The organism is Pseudomonas sp. HLMP (assembly GCF_046365545.1).
Lineage (GTDB): Bacteria > Pseudomonadota > Gammaproteobacteria > Pseudomonadales > Pseudomonadaceae > Aquipseudomonas > Aquipseudomonas guariconensis_B.
This window is the reverse complement of sequence record NZ_JBDLLR010000001.1, coordinates 225,371-248,837: the sequence shown is the minus strand read 5'-3', so window position 1 is coordinate 248,837 and position 23,467 is coordinate 225,371. Positions and strand designations below refer to the sequence as shown.

At 64.9% G+C, this 23,467-nt stretch carries 23 protein-coding genes and 2 pseudogenes; 9 read left to right on the top strand and 16 right to left on the bottom strand.

The genetic code is table 11. The features are described from left to right. Positions 1–5 precede the first annotated feature (5 nt). Positions 6–1,016 (bottom strand): porphobilinogen synthase, encoded by a 1,011-nt coding sequence (gene hemB / locus ABFA30_RS01310; protein ID WP_410045088.1) that lies wholly within the window; start codon positions 1,014–1,016, stop codon positions 6–8. A 208-nt stretch (positions 1,017–1,224) separates the two neighbouring features. On the opposite strand from hemB, the gene ABFA30_RS01305 reads away from it, so the two are divergent. Further along, positions 1,225–1,869 (top strand): DedA family protein, encoded by a 645-nt coding sequence (locus ABFA30_RS01305; protein WP_225787672.1) that lies wholly within the window; start codon positions 1,225–1,227, stop codon positions 1,867–1,869. A 501-nt stretch (positions 1,870–2,370) separates the two neighbouring features. Here the strand turns inward: ABFA30_RS01305 and ABFA30_RS01300 are convergent. After that, positions 2,371–2,997 (bottom strand): annotated as a pseudogene (locus ABFA30_RS01300) (sterol desaturase family protein); the annotation flags it as partial. A 113-nt stretch (positions 2,998–3,110) separates the two neighbouring features. Between ABFA30_RS01300 and elbB the strand changes: the two are divergent. Then, on the top strand, positions 3,111–3,779 hold the full coding sequence (gene elbB, locus ABFA30_RS01295; RefSeq protein WP_225787673.1) for an isoprenoid biosynthesis glyoxalase ElbB: 669 nt from the start codon (positions 3,111–3,113) through the stop codon (positions 3,777–3,779). A 269-nt stretch (positions 3,780–4,048) separates the two neighbouring features. Here the strand turns inward: elbB and ABFA30_RS01290 are convergent, their stop codons facing one another. Further along, positions 4,049–4,501, bottom strand: a complete 453-nt coding sequence (locus ABFA30_RS01290; RefSeq protein WP_410045087.1) for a YaiI/YqxD family protein — start codon at positions 4,499–4,501, stop codon at positions 4,049–4,051. An 87-nt stretch (positions 4,502–4,588) separates the two neighbouring features. Continuing rightward, positions 4,589–6,520, bottom strand: coding sequence for a cytochrome c/FTR1 family iron permease (locus tag ABFA30_RS01285; RefSeq protein WP_225787675.1), 1,932 nt, complete (start codon positions 6,518–6,520; stop codon positions 4,589–4,591). Between the two features lie 212 nt (positions 6,521–6,732). Here ABFA30_RS01285 and ABFA30_RS01280 point away from each other — a divergent pair, with 212 nt between their 5' ends. Genes ABFA30_RS01280 through ABFA30_RS01265 form a run of 4 tightly spaced genes read left to right on the top strand, consistent with a single transcriptional unit; the run spans position 6,733 to position 9,861 of the window. After that, on the top strand, positions 6,733–8,121 hold the full coding sequence (locus ABFA30_RS01280; protein ID WP_225787676.1) for a COG3014 family protein: 1,389 nt from the start codon (positions 6,733–6,735) through the stop codon (positions 8,119–8,121). Between the two features lie 15 nt (positions 8,122–8,136). Continuing rightward, complete coding sequence (locus ABFA30_RS01275) at positions 8,137–8,505, top strand: YcfL family protein (RefSeq protein WP_225787677.1); 369 nt, start codon at positions 8,137–8,139, stop codon at positions 8,503–8,505. Positions 8,506–8,526: 21 nt separating this feature from the next. Next, positions 8,527–9,114 carry a penicillin-binding protein activator LpoB gene (gene lpoB / locus ABFA30_RS01270; protein ID WP_225787678.1) on the top strand — a complete coding sequence of 196 codons (588 nt, stop codon included), beginning with the start codon at positions 8,527–8,529 and terminating at the stop codon, positions 9,112–9,114. A 3-nt stretch (positions 9,115–9,117) separates the two neighbouring features. Next, entirely contained in the window at positions 9,118–9,861 is a 744-nt protein-coding gene (locus tag ABFA30_RS01265; protein ID WP_368816219.1) for a penicillin-binding protein activator LpoB, read from the top strand. Between the two features lie 173 nt (positions 9,862–10,034). Here the strand turns inward: ABFA30_RS01265 and ABFA30_RS01260 are convergent, their stop codons facing one another. Continuing rightward, entirely contained in the window at positions 10,035–10,490 is a 456-nt protein-coding gene (locus ABFA30_RS01260) for an REP-associated tyrosine transposase (RefSeq protein ID WP_225787680.1), read from the bottom strand. A gap of 244 nt (positions 10,491–10,734) precedes the next feature. Here ABFA30_RS01260 and ABFA30_RS01255 point away from each other — a divergent pair, with 244 nt between their 5' ends. Continuing rightward, complete coding sequence (locus tag ABFA30_RS01255; protein WP_410045086.1) at positions 10,735–11,715, top strand: RHS repeat-associated core domain-containing protein; 981 nt, start codon at positions 10,735–10,737, stop codon at positions 11,713–11,715. Between the two features lie 85 nt (positions 11,716–11,800). Here ABFA30_RS01255 and ABFA30_RS01250 read toward each other — a convergent pair whose 3' ends face one another. Next, the gene (locus tag ABFA30_RS01250) at positions 11,801–12,052 is read right to left on the bottom strand and encodes a DUF3077 domain-containing protein (protein WP_368816216.1); all 252 of its coding nucleotides are present in this window, start codon (positions 12,050–12,052) and stop codon (positions 11,801–11,803) included. A 528-nt stretch (positions 12,053–12,580) separates the two neighbouring features. Here ABFA30_RS01250 and ABFA30_RS01245 point away from each other — a divergent pair. Next, a pseudogene (locus ABFA30_RS01245) lies at positions 12,581–12,784 on the top strand (cell filamentation protein Fic); the annotation flags it as partial. Positions 12,785–12,855: 71 nt separating this feature from the next. On the opposite strand, the gene ABFA30_RS01240 reads toward ABFA30_RS01245, so the two are convergent. The 6 genes from ABFA30_RS01240 to ABFA30_RS01215 all read right to left on the bottom strand — a co-directional run bounded on the left by ABFA30_RS01240 (position 12,856) and on the right by ABFA30_RS01215 (position 18,843). Further along, positions 12,856–14,274, bottom strand: coding sequence for an efflux transporter outer membrane subunit (locus tag ABFA30_RS01240; RefSeq protein ID WP_410045085.1), 1,419 nt, complete (start codon positions 14,272–14,274; stop codon positions 12,856–12,858). After that, positions 14,271–15,146 (bottom strand): HlyD family secretion protein, encoded by an 876-nt coding sequence (locus tag ABFA30_RS01235; protein ID WP_225787683.1) that lies wholly within the window; start codon positions 15,144–15,146, stop codon positions 14,271–14,273. Before ABFA30_RS01235 ends, ABFA30_RS01240 begins: the two co-directional genes overlap by 4 nt. After that, complete coding sequence (locus ABFA30_RS01230; protein ID WP_225787684.1) at positions 15,143–15,355, bottom strand: DUF1656 domain-containing protein; 213 nt, start codon at positions 15,353–15,355, stop codon at positions 15,143–15,145. The genes ABFA30_RS01235 and ABFA30_RS01230 overlap by 4 nt, the downstream gene beginning before the upstream one ends. After that, entirely contained in the window at positions 15,352–17,439 is a 2,088-nt protein-coding gene (locus ABFA30_RS01225; protein ID WP_225787685.1) for an FUSC family protein, read from the bottom strand. The genes ABFA30_RS01230 and ABFA30_RS01225 overlap by 4 nt, the downstream gene beginning before the upstream one ends. Beyond that, the gene (locus tag ABFA30_RS01220; RefSeq protein WP_225787686.1) at positions 17,436–17,888 is read right to left on the bottom strand and encodes a MarR family winged helix-turn-helix transcriptional regulator; all 453 of its coding nucleotides are present in this window, start codon (positions 17,886–17,888) and stop codon (positions 17,436–17,438) included. The genes ABFA30_RS01225 and ABFA30_RS01220 overlap by 4 nt, the downstream gene beginning before the upstream one ends. A 145-nt stretch (positions 17,889–18,033) precedes the next feature. Beyond that, positions 18,034–18,843 carry a tetratricopeptide repeat protein gene (locus tag ABFA30_RS01215; RefSeq protein WP_225787687.1) on the bottom strand — a complete coding sequence of 270 codons (810 nt, stop codon included), beginning with the start codon at positions 18,841–18,843 and terminating at the stop codon, positions 18,034–18,036. A 207-nt stretch (positions 18,844–19,050) separates the two neighbouring features. Between ABFA30_RS01215 and ABFA30_RS01210 the strand changes: the two genes are divergently transcribed. Beyond that, complete coding sequence (locus ABFA30_RS01210; protein WP_225787688.1) at positions 19,051–19,608, top strand: WYL domain-containing protein; 558 nt, start codon at positions 19,051–19,053, stop codon at positions 19,606–19,608. A 46-nt stretch (positions 19,609–19,654) separates the two neighbouring features. Here the strand turns inward: ABFA30_RS01210 and ABFA30_RS01205 are convergent, their stop codons facing one another. From ABFA30_RS01205 to ABFA30_RS01190, 4 genes are read right to left on the bottom strand one after another with little or no spacing between them, the layout of a single operon-like run. After that, entirely contained in the window at positions 19,655–20,518 is an 864-nt protein-coding gene (locus ABFA30_RS01205; RefSeq protein WP_225787689.1) for an ABC transporter permease, read from the bottom strand. A gap of 14 nt (positions 20,519–20,532) precedes the next feature. Next, positions 20,533–21,396 (bottom strand): ABC transporter ATP-binding protein, encoded by an 864-nt coding sequence (locus ABFA30_RS01200; protein WP_225787690.1) that lies wholly within the window; start codon positions 21,394–21,396, stop codon positions 20,533–20,535. A gap of 6 nt (positions 21,397–21,402) precedes the next feature. Continuing rightward, a complete protein-coding gene (locus ABFA30_RS01195; protein WP_253091482.1) occupies positions 21,403–22,422 on the bottom strand; it encodes an ABC transporter substrate-binding protein in 1,020 nt (339 codons plus the stop codon). Positions 22,423–22,441: 19 nt separating this feature from the next. After that, entirely contained in the window at positions 22,442–23,341 is a 900-nt protein-coding gene (locus ABFA30_RS01190; RefSeq protein ID WP_225787692.1) for a TauD/TfdA dioxygenase family protein, read from the bottom strand. Positions 23,342–23,467: the final 126 nt, after the last annotated feature.

Here is a 23,467-nt window from a genome sequence, read left to right as displayed (position 1 = left end):
GGGCCTTATTGCCCTCTCAACAATTGAGCGGCACGGACGGCGAAGTAGGTCAGGATGCCATCGGCGCCTGCCCGTTTGAAAGCAGTGAGGGACTCGAGGATCACGGCCTCGCTGAGCCAGCCGTTCTGGATCGCGGCCATGTGCATGGCGTATTCGCCGCTGACCTGGTAGGCGAAGGTCGGCACCTTGAACTCGGCCTTCACCCGGTGAACGATGTCCAGGTACGGCATGCCCGGCTTGACCATGACCATGTCGGCGCCTTCGGCCAGGTCGGTGGCCACTTCGTGCAGGGCCTCGTCGCTGTTGGCCGGGTCCATTTGATAGGAAGCCTTGTTGGCCTTGCCCAGGTTCAGCGCCGAGCCGACCGCGTCGCGGAACGGGCCATAGTAGGCACTGGCGTACTTGGCGGAGTAGGCCATGATGCGCACGTTGACGTGGCCGGCCAGTTCCAGGGCCTCGCGGATCGCCTGCAGGCGGCCGTCCATCATGTCCGAGGGGGCGACCACCTGGGCGCCGGCCTCGGCGTGAGACAGTGCCTGGCGTACCAGCGCATCGACGGTGATGTCGTTCTGCACGTAGCCTTCTTCATCGAGGATGCCGTCCTGACCGTGGGTGGTGAACGGGTCGAGAGCAACGTCGGTGATCACACCCAGCTCCGGGAAGCGTGCACGCAGGGCGCGGGTGGCGCGCTGGGCGATGCCGTCCGGGTTCCAGGCCTCGGCACCGTCGACGGACTTCTTCTCCACCGGGGTGACCGGGAACAGCGCCAGCGCCGGGATCCCCAGCTCGACCCAGCCCTGCGCGGCCTCCAGCAGCAGGTCGATGGACAGGCGCTCGACGCCCGGCATGGACGGCACCTCTTCGCGACGGTTCTGGCCATCGAGCACGAACACCGGCAGGATCAGGTCATCGACGGTCAGGGTGTTCTCGCGAACCAGCCGACGGGAGAATTCGTCCCGGCGGTTGCGACGCAGGCGGGTAGCAGGAAACAGGCGGTTGGCGGGGGTAAAGCTCACGGCAGACTCCTGAGCCCGCGCAGGCGGGCTAGCGCGACAGTTATAAGCGGCCATTATGACGCTTGGATGACAGGCTGGGGCAACCCTGTGACCCGTGGCCGCAGCCATTGTCCTTGTAGGAATTGTTCACGTCGAGACACATTTGGACACTTTCCCGAACGCGCATGACGGAGTAGGCTGCGCGTTCATTTCGCCAGCACCCCAGAAAATGCTTCAACAATTCCTGCAGGATTTCGGCTACTTTGCCCTTTTTCTCGGCACGTTTTTTGAAGGTGAGACCATCCTGGTTCTCGCGGGCTTCCTTGCGTTCCGCGGATACATGGACATCAACCTGGTGGTGCTGACAGCCTTCTTCGGCAGTTATGCCGGCGACCAGCTCTGGTACTTCATGGGCCGCCGCCACGGCCGCGCCATCCTCGCGCGCAAGCCACGCTGGCAAGCAATGGGCGACCGGGCGCTGGACCATATCCGCCGTCATCCCGACATCTGGGTACTGAGCTTTCGCTTCGTCTACGGCCTGCGCACGGTGATGCCCGTGGCCATCGGCCTGTCGGGCTACTCACCGCGCCGCTACCTGCTGCTCAACGGCATCGGCGCCGCGGTCTGGGCCTTGGCCCTGGGCGTAGCCGCCTACCATTTCGGCGCCATCCTCGAAGGCCTGCTGGGCAACGTGAAGAAATACGAGCTATGGGTGCTCGGTGGCCTGCTGGTGCTGGGCGGCCTGCTCTGGCTGCGCCGGCGTTTCCGCACCCTGCGCGCGGAACGCAAGGCGGCGGCAGAGGGCCAGGGCCCAGAGGCTGAGCAGACTGTAGCCCAGCAGCAGGGCCCAGGCCAGGAGCGTGACCGTCCCTAGCCCCAGGGCGCCGGCCAGGTACAGCGCCAGCGCATTCGACGCCAGGCGCAGCAGCTCCAGGCGCGTGGCCCAGGGCCGGTTCTCCAGCGCCGCGCCGAGCGCGAACAAGCCGAACACCATCACCGCCCAGCCCAGCACCAGGGCCGCCACCGGCACCTGCCCGTCCACGTCCATCAGGTAACTGCCCAAGGCGACGTAGGCGGCGAACTGCGCCGTCACATAGACCTGCTGCGCCCGCCCGAGGGGAATCTCGAATTTACGAAAGCGCGCCAGGTCGGGCTTGGCCTGTGGATAACGTGCCGCCACATCCGCCGGGCGCCAGCCGGTGGGCATGAACCAGATGCGCAGTTTGTCGCGCCAGCGGCGCGTGCGCCGGGCGTCGTTCCAGAGCTGGGCATAGAACTGCAAGTTGGCCCACAGCGGGTTCCAGCTGGCCAGGGGTGTGGTCACGCCGAACACCACCGGCTCGCGCGGGTCTTCTTCCTGAAAGGTACCGAACAGGCGATCCCAGATAATGAACACGCCGCCGTAGTTGCGATCCAAGTACACAGGATTCTGCGCATGGTGGACGCGATGGTTGGACGGCGTGATCAATACCCACTCGAGCCAGCCCAGCTTGGGCACATGCCGGGTGTGCACCCAGAACTGGTACAGCAGGTTCAGCGAAGCCACGGTGACGAAGACCAGCGGCGGCACGCCGAGCAGCGCCAGCGGCAGGTAGAAGATCCACGAGAAGATGAAGCCGCTGCTGGTCTGGCGCAGGGCCGTGGTGAGGTTGTATTCCTCGCTCTGGTGGTGCACCGAATGCGCGGCCCAAAGGACGTTGCGCTCATGGCCCAAGCGATGCAGCCAGTAGTAGCACAGGTCGTAGAGCACGAAGGCCAGCACCCACACCCACCAGGCCGTACCCGGCAGCGGCAGCAGCGCCAGGTGCTCCCAGGCCAGGGCATAGGTCACCAGCCCCACCCCCTTGGTCAGCAGCCCCGTGCTGGTCGACAGCACGCCGGTGCTCAGGCTGTTGATCGAGTCGGCCAGGCGGTAGTTGCGCTGGCCGCGCACACGGTCGGCGAGCAGTTCCACGGCGATCAGCACGAAGAAGAACGGTACGGCCAGCAGGATCAGGTCCATGGGCAACGATCTCCAGGGTGGTCCACGAAGATTAGGCGCTGCCCACAGAGAACCCTATGGCGACATCTGCCAAACTAGAGGACATTTAGCGCCTCGACACTGGAGTAATGAGCATGACGAAAAAAGTTGCGGTGATTCTTTCCGGCTGTGGCGTGTACGACGGCGCCGAGATCCATGAAAGCGTGATCACCCTGTTGCGCCTCGACCAGCGCGGCGCGCAGGTGCAGTGCTTCGCGCCGAACATCGCGCAGATGCACGTGATCGACCACCTGACCGGTCAGCCGATGCCCGAGTCGCGCAATGTTTTGGTCGAGTCGGCCCGCATCGCCCGTGGCGAGGTCAAGGACATCCGCGAGGCCAAGGCCGAGGATTTCGACGCGCTGATCGTGCCGGGCGGCTTCGGCGCAGCGAAGAACCTGTCCAACTTTGCCGTCGAGGGTGCCAACTGCACCGTCAACCCTGACGTGCTGGCCCTGGCCGAAGCCTTCGCCGAGGCCGGCAAGCCAGTCGGCCTGATCTGCATCTCGCCGGCCCTGGCGGCGAAGATCTATGGCCCAGGCGTGGTCTGCACCATCGGTACCGATGCCGACACCAGCGCAGCCGTGGTGAAGATGGGCGCCACCCACGAGGAATGCGATGTGCACGACATCGTCGAGGACACCCAGCGCAAGCTGGTGACCACCCCGGCGTACATGCTCGCCCAGTCGATCAGCGAGGCGGCCAGCGGGATCTACAAGCTGGTAGACCGGGTGCTGGAGCTGACTCACGAGGGTGAGCAGTAAGCCCCCCGCAGCCCAATGCCGGTCAGTTAAGACTTTACAGTTGTCATTTGGGGCCGCTTCGCGCCCCATCGCCGGCAAGCCGGCTCCCACATTGTCCGTGCAAACCGCATCATGTGGGGTCGCCGCAGTCCACCCTGTGGGAGCCGGCTTGCCGGCGATGGGCTGCAAGGTAGCCCCAAAAATGACAAAGCGCCGCTTAACTGACTGACATTGCCCCGCAGCCTGCCTTGCAAATACTGAGGCGGCTTGGGTTCAATGCGCCAGCCAGGCTAGACCTTGGCCAACCGGGTCAGGATCCGGTCCAGGGCATTGGCGAACGCCTGCTTCTCCCGCTCCCCGTAGGGTGCCTGCCCGCCACCGACCTGGCCCTGCTCCCGTAGCTCGGTGAACAGATTACGCACCGCCAGCCGCTCGCCCATGTTGCGCTCGTCGAACTCGCGCCCGCGCGGGTCGAGGGCTGCCACACCCTTCTTGATCAGGCGATCGGCCAGGGGCACGTCGCTACAGATCACCAGCTCGCCCGGCACGGCGTGCTCGACCAGATAGTCGTCGGCCGCATCCATGCCGCTGGGCACCACGATCAGCCGCACGCAGGCGAACGCCGGCTTGATCTGCGCCTGGCCGGCCACCAGTACCACCTCGAACTTGCGCTTGAGGGCGAACTTGACGATCAGGTCCTTGGCCGCCTTGGGGCAGGCGTCGGCATCGATCCATACACGCATCTCTGTGATTCCTATGCAGCCAGGCCCCCGGGTGGGACCACTGCCGATATTGTGTCAGGTCCGGCCCATTCGCGGGCAAGCCCACTCCTAGCCGGCTGCCGCGCGCCGCTTCTGCGCCAGACGACTACGTCCATAGAGCACCATGATCGCCAGCAACGCCACCACCTGCGCCGCCAACGAATACGCATCGGCATGGATCCCCAGCCAGTCGAACTCGAAGAACGCCACCGGCCGCGTGCCCAGCACACCAGCCTCCTGCAAGGCCTTGACGCCATGCCCGGCGAACACCACCGACAGCGCGCACAACAGCGCCGCATTGATGCTGAAGAACAATGCCAGCGGCAACTTGGCCGAACCCCGCAGGATCACCCAGGCCAGGCCCACCAGCAGCACCAGCGCCGTGGCGCCGCCGGCCAGCACGGCCCGGTGCCCGGCAGGCCCTGCCTGCAGCCATAGGGTTTCGTAGAACAGGATCACCTCGAACAACTCGCGGTACACCGAGAAGAACGCCAGCACCGCGAAGCCGAAGCGCCCACCGCCGCTGAGCAGGCTGCTCTTGATGTAGTCTTGCCAGGCCGCGGCGTGGCGCCGGTCGTGCATCCATACGCCGAGCCACAGCACCATCACGCTGGCGAACAGCGCCGTGCAGCCTTCGAGCAGCTCGCGCTGGGCGCCGCCGACATCGATCACGTAGGCCGCCAGGGCCCAGGTGGCGAAACCGGCGACCAGCGCCAGGCCCCAACCGACGTTGACGCTGCGCACCGCCGACTGTTGCCCGGTATTGCGCAGGAAGGCGAGGATCGCCGCCAGCACCAGGATCGCCTCGAGCCCTTCGCGCAACAGGATCAGCAGGCCGGAGATGTAGCTGAGCGACCAGCTCAAGCCATCGCTGCCCAGGCGCTTGGCCGCCTCGTCGAGCTTGGCCTTGGCCTCGGCCAGGCGTTGCTCGGCCTGGGCGACCGGCAGGCCGTCCTGCAGCGACTGCCGGTAGGCCATCAGCGCCTTCTCGGTGTCCTTGCGGGCCTGGGTGTCGATGTTGTCCAGGGAGCTCTCCACCAGCTCGAAGCCTTCCAGGTAGGCTGCCACCGACAGGTCGTAGGCCTGGTCGTGGTCGCCCTCGCGGTAGGCAGCCAGGCTCTTGTCCAGGGTGCTGGCGGTGTACTCGAGCAGTTGCGCCGGGCCGCGCTTGACCTGCGGTGGCTGGGCACGCTGGGCGCGGAACGCCGCCACGGCCTCGGCACCTTCGTTGGTGGCGACCTCGGCTGGGGTCTGGCGGGTCAGGTCGGCCAGGTTCCAGGCCCGGTCACCTTTGGCCGCCTCGGGGTCGGCAGTGAAGCTGGCGATATAGGCCGCCACGTCCCAGCGTTGGCGCTCGTCGAGCTGGTCGGCGAACGACGGCATCTCGGTGCCATCGATGCCCAGCCCCAGGGTGTTGTAGAGGTCGAACAGGCTCAGCTGGTCGAGCCGCTCGGTGCTGCGCAGGTTGGCCGGCGGCGGCTCCAGGCCTACACCGGCCGGGCCGTCGCCAGCACCGCTGTCGCCATGGCAGATCGCGCAGTTCTGCGCATACAGCGACGCGCCGCGGGCCGGGTCCGGCGTGATCACCGGGGCCTGGCTGACCTCGTAGGCCACGGCCAGGCGGGCGCCCAGCTGACGCGCCTGGCGGGCGACGCTGGCCCCGTCCTGGCGCTGGTCGATGGCCTCGCGCAGCGCCTGGACGCCCTGCACCAATGCCTCGCGCTCGGCATGGGCCGGGAGGCCGTCGACCAGGCCGGCCAGGACCGCGCTGAACTCCTGCTGCTCGCGGTATTCCCCCTCGTCCAGCACCTTGCCGTCGCGCACCGTCGGCGGGTAGTCGGCGCCGATGTAGCCCAGCAGGTGCAAGGCCTTGGTCGCCTCGGCAGGGGTTTCTGCCAGCACCAGGGTGCTGCACAGCGCCAGCACCGGCCAGAGCAGCCAGGCGAACAGTCGGGAACGGGAAATCATGGCCAATCTCAACGCAAACACGAAAGCGAACATTGTTCACTTCCACTTTCCCCGGCTCAAGGCTCCCGGGCAGATTTCATGAAAAATCTTGAGACAATTCTCTGAGTGATGGCACTCGAGTAAAAAATGAGATCAACGGGCCATCATATAGCCATAACCTTCGTTATAATCCCGCCGCTTTTTGATAGCCATTTGAAATCACGGCGCTCAGCGCCTTCATTTGTTCCAGGGAAAGAAGATCAACGATGGTACGCGCCCTCCCCTTGGCGACCCTGCTCGCCGCCTTGCAGCTGACTGGCTGCGCCGCCTTCCGTAGCTACGACAGCGAACTGCAGCAAACCAACCAGCACCTGGTGGCCGGCAACGTCGATGCCGCCCTGGCCGTGCTGGAAAGCAATAACAAGGGCGAGGACAAGGACCTGCTCTACTACTTCGAAAAAGGCGAACTGCTGCGCTCCAAGGGCGACCTGCAAGGCAGCCAGGATGCCTGGCGTGCCGCCGACGATGTGGTGTTCCGCTGGGAAGAGTCGGTAAAACTGGACACCGAGAAGTACCTCAGCCAGTTCGGCAGCTACCTGGTCAACGACAAGGTGCGCCGCTACGAAGGCTACGACTACGAAAAAGTCATGCTGACCACCCAGATGGCCTTGAACCTGCTGGCGCAGAACGATTTCGAAGGGGCCCGCACCGAAATCAAGAAAACCCACGAGCGCGAAGCGGTGATCGCCGAGTTGCGCGACAAGGAATACCTCAAGCGCGAGGAAGAGGCCGAGAAGGAAGGGGTCAAGACCGAGTTCAAGGAGCTGCAGGGCTACCCGGTCGCCAGCCTCGACGACCCGGAAGTGGTCAACCTCAAGAACAGCTACCAGAGCGCCTTCAGCCACTACCTCTCCGGTTTCGTCTACGAGGCCCTGGGCGAAAAAGGCCTGGCCGCACCAGGCTACCGCAAGGCCGCCGAGCTGCGCCCGAACACCCCGTTGCTGGAGCAGGCCCTGCTGGACCTGGACAAGCACGACGCCAAGACCACCGACAGCGACGTGCTGATCGTGGTCCAGAGCGGCCTGGCCCCGGCGCGTGACTCCGTGCGCATTCCGTTGCCGCTGCCGATCGATGGCAACCTGGTGATCACCCCGCTGTCGTTCCCGGTGATGAAGGAAGACACCTCCACCGCCCACTTCAGCGAGATCTACCTGAACGACAAGGCGCAGCCGCTGACCGCCCTCAACAGCACCAGCGCCATGTCCCGCCGCGCCCTGCGCGACGACATGCCCGGCATCATCCTGCGCACCAGCGTACGTGCCATCACCCGTGGCGTCGCGCAGAAGAAGATGAACGAAGTCAACCCGCTGGCCGGTCTGGCCATGGGTATCGCCTCGGCCGTGGTCGAGGGTGCCGACACCCGCACCTGGCGCACCCTGCCCAACCAAACCCAGGTCGCCCGCGTGCGCCTGGCCCAGGGCGAACACCGTCTGAGCCTGCCGTCGAGCCTCGGCGGCAGCCAGATCAAGGTGAAGATCGAGCGCCCCTACCAGGTGGTCAGCCTGCGCGTGGTCGGCAACCAGGTCTTCGCCGGCGGCCCTGCCGTGGAAGTCGCGCCGCAAGCCCAGGACCAGGCCATCGCCAGCCTCAAGTAACCTCAAGGAACGAACATGCGCAGAACATGCCTCGCCCTGGTCGCAGCCGCCCTCCTGGCCGGCTGCGCCACCCCGCCCCCGGCCCCGGGCAGCGCCGCCAGCAAGGTGGTGACCATGGGCCAGCTGGATGACTTCGACATCGGCCCGATGCGCGTCGCCCGCGAGAACGGCTTCCTCACCGTCAAAGTGGGGCTGAACAACACCAGCCGCAGTACCCAGACCCTGTACTACCGCTTCGCCTGGCTGGGCAACGACGGGTTCCCGGTGGCCGACGAGGAAAGCTGGAAAACCCTCACCTTGTACGGCAAGCAGGCGAGCTTCCTGCCGGCCATCGCCCCGGTGCCCCAGGCGACTGACTTCCGCCTCGAAGTCCACACCCGGTAACCCCTTTCAGGAGCATTTTCGATGTTTGCACGCATTACCCTCGCCGCCCTCTCTATCGCCCTGGTCAGCGGCTGCAGCACCACCTCGCCGGTTCTTGGCGGCAAGAACATCAGCTACGGCGACAGCAAGGCCGTTGAGTTGGTGACCAACGAGTTCGGCTCCACCGACCTGCAGATGATCGCCGAGAGCATGACCCGCTCCCTGGCCCAGTCCGGCGTGCTGCACGGCCGCCCGGTGGTGCAGGTGTACGACGTGAAGAACAAGACCAGCGAGTACATCGATACCCGCGAAATCACCACCTCGATCAAGACCCAGCTGATGAAGTCCGGCGTGGCGCGCTTCGCCAGCGACAACACCGACATGCAGAGCCAGGTCGACCAGCTCAAGCTGCAGAACCAGAGCGGCCTGTACAAGAAGAACACCGTGGCCAAGACCGGCAACATGATCGCCGCCCAGTACCGCCTGGAAGGCTCGATCAGCTCCATCGTCAAGCGCAGCAGCGACTACAAGGACGTGTTCTACAAGTTCAGCCTGCAGCTGGTGGACGTGGAAAGCGGCCTGGCCGAGTGGATGGACGAAAAAGAAATCCGCAAGACCACGGAGCGCTGACCGATGCGTGCATGGATGGCAATGATCGGCCTGGCCTGTGCGTTCAGCGCGCAGGCGGCCCCGAAGGTCGCGGTCACCGACCTGGCCTACCAGGAGCGTGTGGAGCAGTACATCCACACCATCAACGCCCAGAGCAACCACCAGGCCGGCCTGTACCACGCCAGCGGCTCGGCGAGCTACAGCGAGCATGTGAGCCTGGAGAGCTATATCGAGCAGACCGAACTGCGCAAGTTCAGTGGCGATATCAAAGGCGAGATCCTCAAGAGCGGGATGTTCCAGCTGGTGCAGGGCACGCCCTACACCGCCTCGTCCAGCGAGAACGTCTACGACGTGATCGCGCGGATCAGGAGCGGTGCCTTCGAGGGGGCCGACTACGTGCTGTTCGGCACCTTGTCGGACATCGACTTCCAGCGCGACATCACCTCGCTGGACCATACCGACAGCTACTCGGCGGTGCTGGGCCTGAGCGTGGTGGCGGACTTCAGCCTGATCGACACCCGCACCTACGAGATCACCTCGGCGTTCACCGCCATGGGTGAGGGGCAGGACACCAAGCTGGTGAAAAGCCAGGATGCGCGGGTGACCCTGAACCGGCCGCGGGTGGTACGGGAGGCGTCGAAAGAGCTAGGCCTGGATGTGGCGCAGCAGTTGGCCGAGCAGCTGGGAGGCCCGTTGCCTGGGCAACCCACGCGGCCAACGGGCGGCGGCAACCTGCCGCCTGATGAGCCGGCGCAAATTCTGCGCTGAGCCTTGGGGGCTGCTTTGCAGCCCAATCGCTGGCAAGCCAGCTCCCACAGGGTCCTGCGGGGTTCACAAATCATGTGTCATGCAGAGAAAACTGTGGGAGCCGGCTTGCCGGCGATGGGGCGCGAAGCGGCCCCTGCGATACCGAGCCACTCGCAAGAGGGGCACGGTACCGATCAAAGCCAGACAGCATCCCAGTGCGGATAATCCCCAATCCTCTCAACCAGGCCGGCCCGCTTCGGATTCATGACGATATAGCGCGCCACAGCCTGCACATCCTCTTCCCGACGCAAAGCCCGATCATGAAATCCCTGCTGCCAGAATCGTCCGCTTCGCCCTTGAAGCGCATTGATTGCCTGGGTACTGCGTGACTTCACCCGTCGCATCAGGGTCTTCAGATCCACCGCACCCAACTCCACCAGCCAGTGGAAATGGTCAGGCATTACCACCCAGGCCAGGGATCGGGCGTCTCCTTCTTCATGCGCCTTGCGCAGCTGAGTGATAAGCAGACGAGCCACCTGCAGATTTCCCAGTACCGGGGCTCTGTATAGCGTCGTGCTGGTCAGCAGGTACAACCTGCCCGGTTCGGAGAATCGGCCGAGTCTCAACTGATTGGAATGGGGACGATCCATGTGCCCAGCTCCTGCTTTTTGCAGGCCAGGCTAGTGGCTGCGGCTTCGTTCGGACAGGGATGAATTGGCACCTCGTGTGTCATTTGATTCCCACAAGGGCTTCGCTCTTGATCGCTGGCGAGCCAGCCTCCAGAGGTTCAGCGCTCTTGAATATTTGTCCCTACCTGACATTTCTACCAGTTGGCAACGTCCACCGATGCCAGCATGCTCATCGCTGCTCAGTCACCTTCTAAAGACTTTCATCATGAAAAAAAACAAAGGACGGAGATTGCTCTTCTACCAGAACAACCACCTGTACCTTGAGCTCATCGGCAGTGAAAGCCACATCCTCTTGCGCCATCAGAACAGAGTCCATGCACAACAGCAGCCAGGCGAAGGCCTTGCTACCCTTTTTGCGACAGACTTATCGGGCTCGATACTGAGCGTTCAGACTCACAACACCCATGACCTGAGCTACAGCCCCTATGGCTACAGCCCCCTGACAAACCGTCTTTTGCCAGGTTTTAACGGAGAACGCCGGGACAGGCTGGCCGACGGCTACTTGCTCGGCAATGGCTATCGAGCCTACAGCCCGAGCCTGATGCGATTTCGTTCACCCGACAGTTGGAGCCCCTTCTTCAGGGGCGGCATAAACAGCTACGCCTATTGCTTGGGAAATCCAGTAAACAACGGTGATCCTTCGGGCCATATCCCCCTCAGCTCGGCTTTGTGCTGGAAATACGACATGAACTACCGAAGGACCCGGTTTCAGCCGAAAATCTCGAAAACGCTCGACACCCTTCCTCCACCTATCACGCATACGAAACGGAACTCGGCGCCTGCAATCACCTCAGCCCCCGCCCGGACTGACACCTCTCCAACCAGACAACGCTCAAACAGCTGGACATACACCGAGCCACTGTTCATCAGGGATGATGGTCAGGTTGAACAACGCTGGAAATACATCTCGCTCCCTCCATTACAGGAGAGAACATGGCGAGACACATATGATGGCTGGGCCTTTCATGCCAAGTGGGCTGAGTACCCCACCGACACCTACCGCTATCAAGAGTGGCGGAATAACCAGATAAGGATCCGTGATCTTGGAGACGACATCCTGCTCCTGCATGAGATTGGTCAATTACCTTGGAGCCAACAGGTTGCAGATATTCGGCGATACCAATTCGAGATCCGCAACAGGGTAAATCGCATGTTCGACAGAGAGAAAAGTCGACTCAGACGTTGATGCGGTTTGACGGAGGATCCTGTGGAAGTGGGACGCGAAGCGCCCCACATGGCGGCAGGATGCCTTACCTGACCGGCATTCCCGGCTACCGAGCGCGGTTCATCCCCAACTCCACGTCATTGATCAATGCCTTGGCCATACTGCTGAGCACCCGCGCCGCACTGCCGGCCAGCAAATCGCCTTCCATCTCCGCCTCGGTGGTCAGGTGACGAATACAGCCCAGGAGCATCGACAGCTCATCGAGGGCCCGGTCCAGAGGGACGCCAGGCTGTACCCGGAACAGCTCCAGAAAGGTTTCGACGCCTGCGGTGGTGCAGGCTTTCGGATCATTATTCATTTCATCACTCCTTGACGTGATCGACTCACATTCGGTTCTGCGCACCGGCATGGGCGTAGGGCAGGGTCAGGTCGGAATGGATGAAGAAGTGGGTTCGGAGGAGGGACTTGAAATGGGGTGGGTCGGGAACGAGCTTTTTCATCGTGAAGTTCCTATTGAGAGGCCATCAGGAACTGCCTTCCTCCTCGTCTCACGGAATTGGGTGGCAGCCACGCGCGGGGTGAGACCCGGGACAATAGGAAAACCCGGCCAGGCCGAAGCCTGCCCACGCGCGGCTGCCATAGAGCGGCGCATATTGTCTCGGGTGTCTCACGCCCGATCGCCCGAAGGCGACCCGACGACGTTATCCGTGAGGCATTTCCCCGACAACACAGAAGCTTCCGCAAGATGCGTAGGATACTTCCCAAGCGCTCGGAAACCGAACCCTTTGGTTTCAGGTTCGGAAAACCCTTACCCGACGTGAGAAAAAAATGCGTGAAAAGCCTAAAAATGAGAATTTTCCTTGTAGAGTGAGGAAAATCTGGGCCAGCGGTGGATGAGCGATACGATGTCAGGGGAAGCGATCTGGCGAACCTGGTGATGATGTGCCTGACCAACGACGGCATCGTCTCGAAACACCGACGCAAGCAGTACCGGTACTCGGTGCCAGCGGAAGTGTTCGATTTCATCGAACAGCAGGCCCAGCGCATGCTCGCGGTACAACGGGCCGACACCGATCAGGAGCAAACCTGACGCCAGCTCCGCGAGGAGGATCATCCACACTGACGCAGTGCTAGCTGTGGCCGGTTTGCTGGTCGATAGGCCTAAGGCTGGGCAGCCTCCTTCCACCCCCCACCCAGCGCCAGGAACACCCCGATCTGCCCCATGGCCACCTGGCTATTCGCCGCCGCCAACTGCGCACGCATGTCGGTATAGGTCCGGGTCGCCTGCAAGTCCGCCAGGAACGACTCGCGCCCGGCCTGGTAATAGCGATGGGTTTGGTCGGCCGCCTCCTTCGCCGAGCGTTCGGCCTCGGCCAGGGCATCGCGCCGCTCCAGCAGTGCGCTGTACTGCGCCAGGCGGGTCTGGGTCTCGCGGATGGCGTTGAGCACCACCCCATCGAAATGCGCCAGGGCGGCCTGCGTGGAGGCCTCGGCTTCGCGGATGCGGGCGCGGGTGCCGTTGGTGGGGATGGTCCAGCTCACCAACGGGCCGAAGCCCCAGCGGTTGGTCGAAGGTTCGCCGAGGTTCTCGAGGATACCGATGGTGCCGACCTGGGCACCGATGCTGATGTTCGGGTACAGCGCGCCGGTGGCCACGCCGATGGTCGCGGTGGCAGCGGCCAGCTGGCGTTCGGCCTGGCGCACGTCGGGGCGGCGCTTGAGCAACGCGGCGCCGTCGCCGATCGGGATCAACTGGGCGATATGTGGCAGCTCGGCGCAATCAGCAGTACCAGCCGGCAGTTGCTCGACTGGCTTGGCCAGCAGCGCGGCCAGGGTATACAGGCCCGCCTCGCGCTCGGCCTGGAAACGCGGCAGCTCGGCACGCAGCGACTTGAACTGGGTCTGCGAGCGGGTGACCTGGGTTTCGTCGCCACGGCCGGCATCGCGCAGGCGCTGGGTCAGTTGCACGCTCTGCTCCTGCAGGTCGAGGGACTCGCGGGCGATGTGGTACTCCTCGTTGGCCGAGCACACCTGGGTGTAGGCCTTGACCACGTCGGCCACCAGGGTGATGCGCGCGGTGTCGGCCGCGGCCTGCACGGCATCGGCGTTGGCCTGGGCCGCCTCGGTGCCGCGCTTGAAGGTGCCCCACAGGTCGAACTGGTAGGAGGCACTGAGGATGGCTTCGCCGATATTGGCCACCGGTACCTTCTCCGGCAACAGGAAGGCTTCGCCAGACTCCTGCAGGCGCTGGGCAGCCACCTTGGCACCGCCGCTGAAGCCCCCCTGGGACTCGGCCACCTCGACCTGGGCACGGGCCTTGGCGATGTTGGCCGCGGCTACGCGCAGCTCGGTGTTGGCGGCCAGGGCCTGGCGCACCAGCTCGTTCAGGCGCGGGTCCTGGTACAGCTGCCACCAGTCCTCCGGCACCGGCGCCGAAACCACGCTGTCGGCATCCTGGCGCAGCGGGCCGTTGAGGTCGCTGCGCTGTACGGCTGCGTCTTTCGGCAGCTCGTAGTCCGGGCCGACCATCGCACAGGCACCGAGGGACAGCGCCAGCCCCACCAGCATCAGACGTTTCATGGGTGCTGCCCCTCGATGATCGACACCGTGGCGGTACGCCCGGCGATCATGCGAAAGTCCTCGGGCACCTCGTCGAAGGCGATGCGCACGGGGATGCGCTGGGCCAGGCGCACCCAGCTGAAGGCCGGGTTGACGTTGGGCAGCAGGTTGGCGCCGCTGGTGCGGTCGCGGTCCTCGATACCGGCGGCCATGCTCTGCACATGGCCGCGCAGGCGGGTGTTGTCGCCCATCACGCGGATGTCCACGGCATCGCCGATGTGGATGCCGCTGAGCTTGGTTTCCTCGAAGTAGCCGTCGACGTGATAGGACGCGCTGTCGACCACCGACAGCACCGGCCGGCCAGCGGTGACGAACTCGTGGGCACGTGGGGCGCGGTCGTTGAGGTAACCATCCACGGGGCTGCGCACCACCGAGCGGTCGAGGTTGAGCTGGGCGGTATCGACCGCCACTTGCGCCTCGTTCACCGCCGAGCGGGCACGGGCCTCGCGGGACTGGCTCTCTTCCAACTGCTCGGCCGCCACCAGGTTGCCCAGCTTGCGGTTACGACGGGCCTCGCGGGAGGCCTGGGCCAGGGTCTCCTGGCGCTCGGCCAGGGTCGCCTGGGCCTGGCGCAGGGCCAGGGTGAAGCGGTCCTGGTCAATGGTGAACAGCACGTCGCCGCGCTTGATCATCTGGTTGTCGCGCACTTCGACCTTCTGGATCAGCCCGGAGACATCCGGGGCGATCTGGATCACGTCGGCGCGGATGTGGCCGTCGCGGGTCCAGGGCGCGAACAGGTAGTACACGACCATCTGCCAGACCAGCACGGCCGCGAACGTCACCACCAGCAATGTCAGGACCACACGGCCCAGGGTCAACCAAGGTTTTTTCATGTCAGCATCAGGTTTCGGCAAAAGTGATCCACCGCACCGAGCAGCACGGCGTAGAGAGCAACGTTGAACAACGCCCGGTGCCAGACCAGGCGGTAGAAATGCAGGCGCACCAGCACGGCGTGCACGCCCAGGAACAACAGGTAGGTGAACACCATCATCACCAGCAGCGTAGGCAGGAACACCCCGCTGATATCCAGATCACCGATCACAGGGGCGCTCCATCGATGCCATGGGGCAGTTGCGGTTGGTCAGCGGGTTCGAGCATCACCTCCACCCCAGGCAACAGGGCCAGGCGCAGGCCGCTCAGGGCATGCAGCAGGTGAACGCGGGCATCGCCACGATCATGGAACGCGTCCAGGGCCAGGGCCTGGCGGGCACGCTCCATGTTGCGCAGCAGCGCCGCCGGCGCGTGCAGACGCTCATTGGCACGCAGGCAGGCGGCGTAATGCGCGCCGACTTCCTCGACCACCGTCTGCAGGCGCTCACGGGCCTGCTGGCCGACCCGTGGCAGGTAGGCCAGCAGGTCGAGCAGGTTCAGGCCCACGCGCAGGTCGCGCAGGGCCACGCCACTGTCCTGGCCGGTCTGCGACAGGCGCGGCAGGTGCTGCATCAGGCGGTCGAGCATCTGCACGCCGACCTGACGGTGCTCGGCCAGGGTCGCCGGTTGGGTCATCTCGACGATGTCGCGCCAGCTGAAACGGGTCAGGCGCTTGGCGGCCAGCTCCACGCCGAACGGGCGCAGCAGCAGGGTCCAGATGAAGGCGAACAGCAGGCCTACCGGGCCAGCCATGTTGGCGTTGATGAAGGTCAGGAAGTCCGCGTCGTAGGCACCCTGGATGCTGATGAAGGTGGCGGTGTTGACGATGGTCAGCAAGGTGCCGAGGTAGAAACGCGGCTGCACGGTCAGGGTACCGACGCAGATGAACGGCACGGCGAAGGCCAGCACCAACATCGGGAAATCGTGCAGGTTGGGCAGCACCAGGAACAGGTAGACGCTGGAGAAGATCACCGACATCAGCGTCCAGAAGAAGAACCGGTAGATCTGCGGCGCCGGGTCGTCCATGGCAGCGAAGAAGCTGCAGGCCACGGCGGCTAGGATCACCGCGCTGCCACCATCGTTCCAGCCGAGCAGGATCCACAGGCCGCTGGCGACGACGATCGCGGTGACGGTGGAGAACACCGAATAGAGCATCAGGCCACGGTCGAAGAACGGCGTCAGGCGGCCCAGGCGCCAATGGCGATAGACCGCGCGCCAGGGCGTGGCGTCGTCCTTGCGCAGGGCGTGCTGAAGGGTGCAGCAGTCCTGCCAGAGGTCGATCCACTCGGTGAGGCGGTAGAGGGCGTTGGACAGCAGCAGCTCGGGGCGCTGGTCCAGCGCGGCGGCGCTGGGCTGCAGGCGGTCGATCCGCTCGCGCAAGGTGGTCCAGCGCGCCACCGAGGCATCCTCGGCGGTGCCTTCAAGCCACGCGCGAGCCTCGGCCAGCACAGGCTGCAACTGGGCGAACTGGGCCGGGGCGCGGCCTTCCAGGGCGACCAGGGCGTCGTCCAGGGCATCGATCACCGGCAGCAGGTGGATCATCCGCCCGCGCAACTCGCGGGCGTTCTTCAGCGTATGCGGGCCGGCGCCTTCATGGCCGAGCTGGCCGATCATCATTTCCAGGCTGTTGAAGGTGGCGACCATCGAGGCACGCAGGCCGCCGACCTTGTCGGCCGCGACCTCGCGGGCCAGGTAGGTGTCGCTGTAGCGGATCGCCTCGTTGAACCAGTTGCTGGTCGAGCCCACCACCACCGGCGCCAGGCGACGCGGCCAGAAGATCGCCCCGACCACCGCTGCGCAGACGATGCCCAGGCAGATCTCCTGGGCGCGCGAGGACGCCACGTCGAACACCGCCAGCGGGTTGTCGACCACCGCCAGGGCGATCATCGGCAGGGTGTAGCCGGCCAGCATCAGCACATAGTTGTTGGCCGTGCGCAGGTTCAGCGAGAGGAACAGCAAGGTACCGGTCCACAGGGCGATGGCGATGGACAGCAGCAAGGGCGACTGTACCAAGGGCGGCACCAGCAGGACGGCCCCACCCGCGCCAAGCAGGGTGCCCAGGGCGCGGTACAGGGCCTTGGAGCTGGTCGGGCCGACGAAGGGGCTGGAGACGATGTACACGGTGGCCATGGCCCAGTACGGACGAGGCAACTGCATGAGCAGGGCGATGTACAGGGCGATCATGGAGGCGGCGAAGGTACGCACGCCGTAGAACCAGTCGCGGGCCGGTGGTACCGAGCTGAAGAAACCGTTCATGCGACCCCGCCTGAGGTCCCGAGGCCAGCGTCCTCGAAGGCGCGGATCACCCGCAGGGTGGCCTCCAGATCGGCCTGGTCGATGCCGTGCAGCACTTCGCGGCGCAGGCGTACCAGCTCGCCTTCGATGGACTCGGCCAGGGTTCGACCCTGGGCGGTCAGGCTCAGGGCCTTGGCGCGGCGGTCCAGCGGGTCCTCGCTGCGGCAGACCAGGCCGGCCTTGCACAGCTGGTCGAGCAGGCGCACCAGCGATGGGCTCTCCAGGCCGGCGGCCTGGGCCACCGCCACCTGGTGCACACCATCGCCCAGGCGCACGATCATCAGCAACGGCACGGCGCAGGCCTCGGAGATACCGTAGCTGGTCAAGGCCGCATGGCAGATGCGCCGCCAATGACGAGCGGCCACGACCATGCCGCTGCTGACTTTCAGGTGCAGTGCATCAAGCGTCATGTGAGGAACCGAGGATATTCATAGTTTGCTAACTATCAATATACGCCTTGCCCTCCCCCTGTCGTCAACAGGAGGTGACGCAGAGATTGGATGAAAGGTTGTTCATCCAAGGGGTGTGCTGGCCTCTGCGTGGTGGTCTGGTTATTCAGGGCTGGATCTGGTCTTCCAGCTTCATGGTCAACGCCAGGCTGCTGCCCATCTGGATCGCCTGGTCACGCCAGGCCAGATAACGCGCACCATCACGGCTGCTGAAATGCACCGCCAGCTCCTCGGCCGCCTGCATCACCCCGGCGGCGGCGGCCAGTTCGAGCCAGTACAACGCGGCCTTGATATCAGCCTGCACGTAAAGCCCATGCAACAGCCGATAGCCCACCTCGAAGCGGCAGCGCGCCTCGCCGTGCTGGGCTCCTCGCAGGAACCACTGGTAAGCCGCCCGCGAGTCGACCTGCCAGCCCAGCGCCGCGTCGCAGACCTCCTCCTCGTAGAGATCGCCCAGCGCCGCCGCGGCATGCGACATACCCCGCTCGAACGCCTGGCGATAGCATTCGGCAGCCTGGGTATAGGAGATTTCCATACCCTTGCCGAAATAGTGCTGCTGGCCCAGGTTGAACCAAGCCGTGGCACTGCCTTGCAGGGCGGCCATGCGCAGCAGGTGCCCGGCCAGCACCGGGTCGGCGCGCCAATACTTGCCGTTGAGCCAGATCCAGCCGAGGTCGTTGAGCGCCGCCACGCTGCCCTCCAGGGCCTGGCCACGCAGGTCGGCGTACACCGCCTGCAGGTCGACAGCCTCATCCAGGCGATCGACCAGGCTGAAGCGCTCGCCCGGCAATGCCTGTTGGCTGGGCAGGCCGATGCTGGCGAAATACCTCTGGCGAGCGGCACAGGCTGGCGCCGAAGCGATCCGCTCGGGCAGCAGGCGAGCAAGCAGCGGGTGGATGTTGCTGGCAGCAGACATGTTCATCCTCATTGAACGACCCACAGCCCCGGCTGCGACCCTGATGAGGCGAGATTCTGCGCGACGCCACGACAAAACCTGTCGCGAACGATTCGATCCAGGGCAACCAATTGCGTCTTCCTTGATCTGAGCACGGCATGGCTAATTGCCATGCCCCTATCATTGCCGCCATGCTATTGCGGCAAGCCTAGACAAGGACGTTACCTTTTGCCGTTCGCCACCACTCGAGCCACCCTCAGCCGTCAGTGGGCGCTGTTGCGCCAACTGCCCAGCCGCTCTCCAGGCATCACCAGCGCCGAACTGGTATGGCGCCTGCGCGATGTAGGCTTCAACGTCAGCAAGCGCACGGTCGAGCGCGACCTCAATGAGCTGTCGCTGATTTTCCCGTTGGAGCGCAATGACAAGAGCATTCCATTCGGCTGGCACTGGTCGGCCAGTGCCGTGGGCGAATTGCGGGGCAATTTCGACCTGCAGGGGTATCTGCGCAGCGACACACTGCAGCCGCCCCAGGGTGAAGGCCTGGAGCTGCAGGCCTGGATCAGCGACGCCCTGGCACGCCAACTGCGGGAGGCGCCGCTGACCGCCGACATGCAGCTCACCGCGCAGGAACAGGGGCACCGGTTGCGGGCTACGGTCAGCGATGGCTGGCCGCTGCGCTGGTGGTTGCTGAGCCAGGGGGATGGCTTGGTGGTGGAGCAGCCGCGGGAGTTGCGCGAGGAGATTGCCAGGACGTTGGCCAAGGCGGCGGCGTTGTATCGGGACTAGGGGCTGCCTTGCCGGCGATGGGCCGCGAAGCGGCCCCACCTGGCAGCTACCGCTGCATCCCCCAACGCCTCACGGTCAACCGCTCCAGGGTATTGAACACCAGCCCCTCCACCAGCAGCCCGATGAGAATCACCACCGCCAGCCCGGCAAACACCTTGTCGGTGTACAACTCGTTGCGGTTCTGGAAGATGTACCAGCCCAGCCCGCCCTTGCCGCTGCTGGCGCCGAACACCAGCTCGGCGGCGATCAGCGTGCGCCAGGCGAAGGCCCAGCCGATCTTCAGCCCCGAGAGGATCGACGGCAGCGCCGCCGGCACCAGGATGTGCAGCACCAGCCGCAGGCCGCGCAGGCCATAGTTGCGCCCGGCCATGCGCAGCGTCTCGGAAACCCCCAGGAACCCCGCATAGGTGTTCAGCGCCAGGGCCCAGAGCACCGAGTGCACCAGCACGAAGATCAGGCTGTTGTCGCCCAGGCCGAACCACAGCAAGGCCAGCGGCAACAGCGCGATCGCCGGCAGCGGGTTGAACATCGACGTCAGGGTGCCCAGCAGGTCGCGGCCAAGCTGGGTCGACACCGCCAGGCTGGTCAGGCCGAAGGCCAGGACAATGCCCAACACATAGCCCTTGAGCAGCACCACCAGCGAAACCCCGACCTTGGCCAGCAATTCGCCACTGAGCAGGCCATCCCACAGTGCCGTGGCGGTCTGCAGGAAGCTGGGCAGCAGCAAGTCGTTGCCGGTGTAGTGGGCGGCTGCCTCCCAGAGAGCGGCCAGCAGCACCAGGATCACTGCCTTGCGCAGCCAGCCCTGCTGCCACAAACGCTGGACGATGGGCAGTTCGCGCTCGAGCGCTACCCCTGGCAGCGGCGCCAGTTGCACCTCGTATTCCTGCCGTGCAGGTGTGGTCGTCATGGCTGAGGCTCCTGTCAGTAGGCGATGCGAATATCGTTGAAACCCAGCTCGCCCGCCTGTTCAGGCTCGCTGGCCTCGTCGAACAACAGGCGGTGGATGCGCCGGGCGCTGGCCTGGAAGTCGACGCCACCGAGGCTGCCCAGGTCGTACTGGTGGCTGTGCACCTCGGCCCGCACCCGCCCGGGATGGGGCGAGAGCAGCAGGATGCGGTTGCCCACCACCAGCGCTTCCTCGATGGAATGGGTGACGAACAGCAGGGTGAAACGCACCTCCTCCCAGAGCAGTAACAGCTCTTCCTGCATCTTGCGTCGGGTCAGGGCGTCGAGCGCGGCGAACGGCTCGTCCATGAGCAGGATCTTCGGCTGGGTGGCCAGGGCCCGGGCGATCGCCACCCGCGCCTTCATGCCGCCGGACAGGGTATGCGGGTAGGCATCGGCGAACGCCGCCAGGCCGACCTTCTCCAAGTAGTGCAGGGCCCGCGCCTCGGCCTCGACGCGCTTGAGTTGCCCGGACACCAGCAGGGGGAACATGACGTTCTGTTTCACCGTCTTCCAGGGCGGCAACTGGTCGAACTCCTGGAACACCACGATGCGGTCAGGACCGGGGCCACGCACCGGCTGGCCCTGCAGCAGGACCTGGCCCTCCCGCGGTTCGATGAAGCCGGCCACGGCCTTGAGCAAGGTGGACTTGCCGCAACCGGAAGGCCCCAGCAGGACGAAACGGTCGGCACGGTCGACTTCGAAGCTGACCTGGTGGGTGGCCCGCACCACGCGCTGCGCCGTGCGGTACTCCAGGCTGAGGTTGTCCACCTGCAGCAGCGGTGGTGTGGCGACATGGCTCAGGTTGCTGGCCGTGTGGCCTGGCAATGGGGCGGTCATGGGCGATCAGCTCCCCTGCAGCGGGCGTTCGTCCTGGAAGAAGTAGTCCTTCCACGACTCGGGCTTGTGCTTGATGGCGCCGACCCGGTAGAGGAAATCGGCCAGCTTGTAGGTGTTCTTCGGCGTGACGGTGAACTCGTACTGAGGGTTGTCGATCAGGCGAATCAACGCGTCGCGGTCGATCTTGGCCTGGGTCATGCGGATGTAGGTGTCGGCCGCGGCGGCCTTGTCCTTCTGAGCGAAGTCCGCTGCCTCGGCCAGGGCATCGACGAAGGCCTTGTAGGTCTTGGGGTTGTCCTTGCGGAATTTCTCGGTGGCGAATAACAGGGTCGGCGAGTTGGGGCCGAGCAGGTCGTAGCTGTTCAGCACGACATGCACATCCTTGTTGGCCAGGACCTGGTCCTGGAACGGCGGGTTGGAGAAGTGCCCGTTGAGCTCGGTGCCGCCGGCCAGCAGGGCCGCGGTGGCGTCCGGGTGCGGCACGGCCAGGGTGTATTTGTCCAGGCGCGCGTACTCCTTGTCGCCCCACTGCTGGGCGGCGGCGTACTGGAGGAAACGCGACTGCACCGACACGCCCACGGCAGGCACGGCGATACGGTCCTTGTCGCTGATATCGGCGATGGTCTTGACGTTGGGGTTGCTGCTGACCAGGTAGTACGGGAAGTTGCCGAGCGACGCCACGGCCTTGACGTTCTGCCGGCCGCGGGTGCGGTCCCAGACCGTGAGCAGCGGCCCGACGCCGGCACCGGCGATGTCCACCGAGCCGGACAGCAGCGCGTCGTTGATCGCCGCGCCGCCGGAGAGCTGGGCCCAGTCGACCTGGATGTCGATACCCTGCTCCTTGCCGTGTTTCTCGATCAACTGCTGGTCGCGGACCACGTTGAGCAGCAGGTAGACGATGCCGAACTGCTCGGCGATGCGGATCTTGCCTTCGGCCTGGGCCACGCTGGGGGCGGCCAGGCTGCCGACGACCAGGCTGGCGCCCAGGCCGATGCTCGCCGCCAGGCGGCTGATGGATTTGCGCATGGGAACTCTCCTGATGAGGTCAGAACGGGGCATCGCCCTGGATGGTGGTGCGGTACAGCTTGCGCCGCAGGTGTGCGGGGCAGCCGGTGGCCAGGTGGATCAGCGAGCGGTTGTCCCAGAACACCAGGTCATGGGGCTGCCACTGATGGCGGTAGATGTTCGCTTCGAGCACGCTCAGGGCGTAGAGCTGCTGCAGCACATCGCGGCTTTCGTCCTCCGGCAGGCCGACGATGCGCGTGGTGAAGCCTTCACTGACGAACAACGCCTTGCGGCCGTTTTCCGGGTGGGTGCGCACGATGGGGTGGATGACTTCCTTGACCTGGGCGAGCTGCTCGGCGGTCAGGGTCGGTCGCCAGTTACCCTCGAACCGGGTCTCGGCGTAACGCGCGGTGTAGGAGTGTGCCGCGCTGCGCCCCTCGACCACCTGGCGCAGCGCTTCGGGCACCGCCTCCCAGGCCTTGTGCATGTCGGCGAAGAGGGTGTCGCCGCCTTCGCTGGGCAGCTCCTGGGCGTGCAGCATGGAACCAAGGCTTGGGAGCTCCTTGTAGGAGAGGTCCGAGTGCCAGAACTTGCCGGCATCGCCCAGGCCGATGTTGCGGCCGTCTTCGATGATGTTGGAAACGATGAGGATCTCAGGGTGCCCTTCGAGCAGGAACTGCTTGAGCACATGGATCTGCAGCTCGCCGAAACGGCGGCTGAAGGCGATCTGCTGCTCTGGAGTGATGCGCTGGTCGCGAAACACCAGGACGTGGTGGTCGAGGTGGGCGCGATGGATTCGGCTGAAATCCTCGGTGTTGACCGGCCTGGCCAGGTCGAGACCGACGATCTCGGCGCCGACGGCACCGGCGAACGGGCGGATTTCAAAGGATTGCGGCTGGGCGCTGTCGATGGACGACAAGGCGTTCGAGGCGGCTGGCATTGTTCACTCCCACGCAGTGCGCGACTTCAGGGCGCGCAACGATTAGAAACGCACGGGGATTTCCCGTGTGGGTTCAGGTCGTGCGGCGCGCCGATTGGTCGGCAGGTACGCAGTGGGAGTAACTAT

Excerpts from the sequence above, each read along its gene's own strand:
- ABFA30_RS01305 (WP_225787672.1), top strand. The coding sequence starts at position 1,225 with ATGCTTCAACAATTCCTGCAGGATTTCGGCTACTTTGCCCTTTTTCTC.
- elbB (WP_225787673.1), top strand. The coding sequence starts at position 3,111 with ATGACGAAAAAAGTTGCGGTGATTCTTTCCGGCTGTGGCGTGTACGAC.
- ABFA30_RS01290 (WP_410045087.1), bottom strand. The coding sequence starts at position 4,501 with ATGCGTGTATGGATCGATGCCGACGCCTGCCCCAAGGCGGCCAAGGAC.
- ABFA30_RS01285 (WP_225787675.1), bottom strand. The coding sequence starts at position 6,520 with ATGTTCGCTTTCGTGTTTGCGTTGAGATTGGCCATGATTTCCCGTTCC.
- ABFA30_RS01280 (WP_225787676.1), top strand. The coding sequence starts at position 6,733 with ATGGTACGCGCCCTCCCCTTGGCGACCCTGCTCGCCGCCTTGCAGCTG.
- ABFA30_RS01275 (WP_225787677.1), top strand. The coding sequence starts at position 8,137 with ATGCGCAGAACATGCCTCGCCCTGGTCGCAGCCGCCCTCCTGGCCGGC.
- lpoB (WP_225787678.1), top strand. The coding sequence starts at position 8,527 with ATGTTTGCACGCATTACCCTCGCCGCCCTCTCTATCGCCCTGGTCAGC.
- ABFA30_RS01265 (WP_368816219.1), top strand. The coding sequence starts at position 9,118 with ATGCGTGCATGGATGGCAATGATCGGCCTGGCCTGTGCGTTCAGCGCG.
- ABFA30_RS01260 (WP_225787680.1), bottom strand. The coding sequence starts at position 10,490 with ATGGATCGTCCCCATTCCAATCAGTTGAGACTCGGCCGATTCTCCGAA.
- ABFA30_RS01255 (WP_410045086.1), top strand. The coding sequence starts at position 10,735 with ATGAAAAAAAACAAAGGACGGAGATTGCTCTTCTACCAGAACAACCAC.
- ABFA30_RS01250 (WP_368816216.1), bottom strand. The coding sequence starts at position 12,052 with ATGAATAATGATCCGAAAGCCTGCACCACCGCAGGCGTCGAAACCTTT.
- ABFA30_RS01240 (WP_410045085.1), bottom strand. The coding sequence starts at position 14,274 with ATGAAACGTCTGATGCTGGTGGGGCTGGCGCTGTCCCTCGGTGCCTGT.
- ABFA30_RS01235 (WP_225787683.1), bottom strand. The coding sequence starts at position 15,146 with ATGAAAAAACCTTGGTTGACCCTGGGCCGTGTGGTCCTGACATTGCTG.
- ABFA30_RS01225 (WP_225787685.1), bottom strand. The coding sequence starts at position 17,439 with ATGAACGGTTTCTTCAGCTCGGTACCACCGGCCCGCGACTGGTTCTAC.
- ABFA30_RS01220 (WP_225787686.1), bottom strand. The coding sequence starts at position 17,888 with ATGACGCTTGATGCACTGCACCTGAAAGTCAGCAGCGGCATGGTCGTG.
- ABFA30_RS01215 (WP_225787687.1), bottom strand. The coding sequence starts at position 18,843 with ATGTCTGCTGCCAGCAACATCCACCCGCTGCTTGCTCGCCTGCTGCCC.
- ABFA30_RS01205 (WP_225787689.1), bottom strand. The coding sequence starts at position 20,518 with ATGACGACCACACCTGCACGGCAGGAATACGAGGTGCAACTGGCGCCG.
- ABFA30_RS01200 (WP_225787690.1), bottom strand. The coding sequence starts at position 21,396 with ATGACCGCCCCATTGCCAGGCCACACGGCCAGCAACCTGAGCCATGTC.
- ABFA30_RS01195 (WP_253091482.1), bottom strand. The coding sequence starts at position 22,422 with ATGCGCAAATCCATCAGCCGCCTGGCGGCGAGCATCGGCCTGGGCGCC.
- ABFA30_RS01190 (WP_225787692.1), bottom strand. The coding sequence starts at position 23,341 with ATGCCAGCCGCCTCGAACGCCTTGTCGTCCATCGACAGCGCCCAGCCG.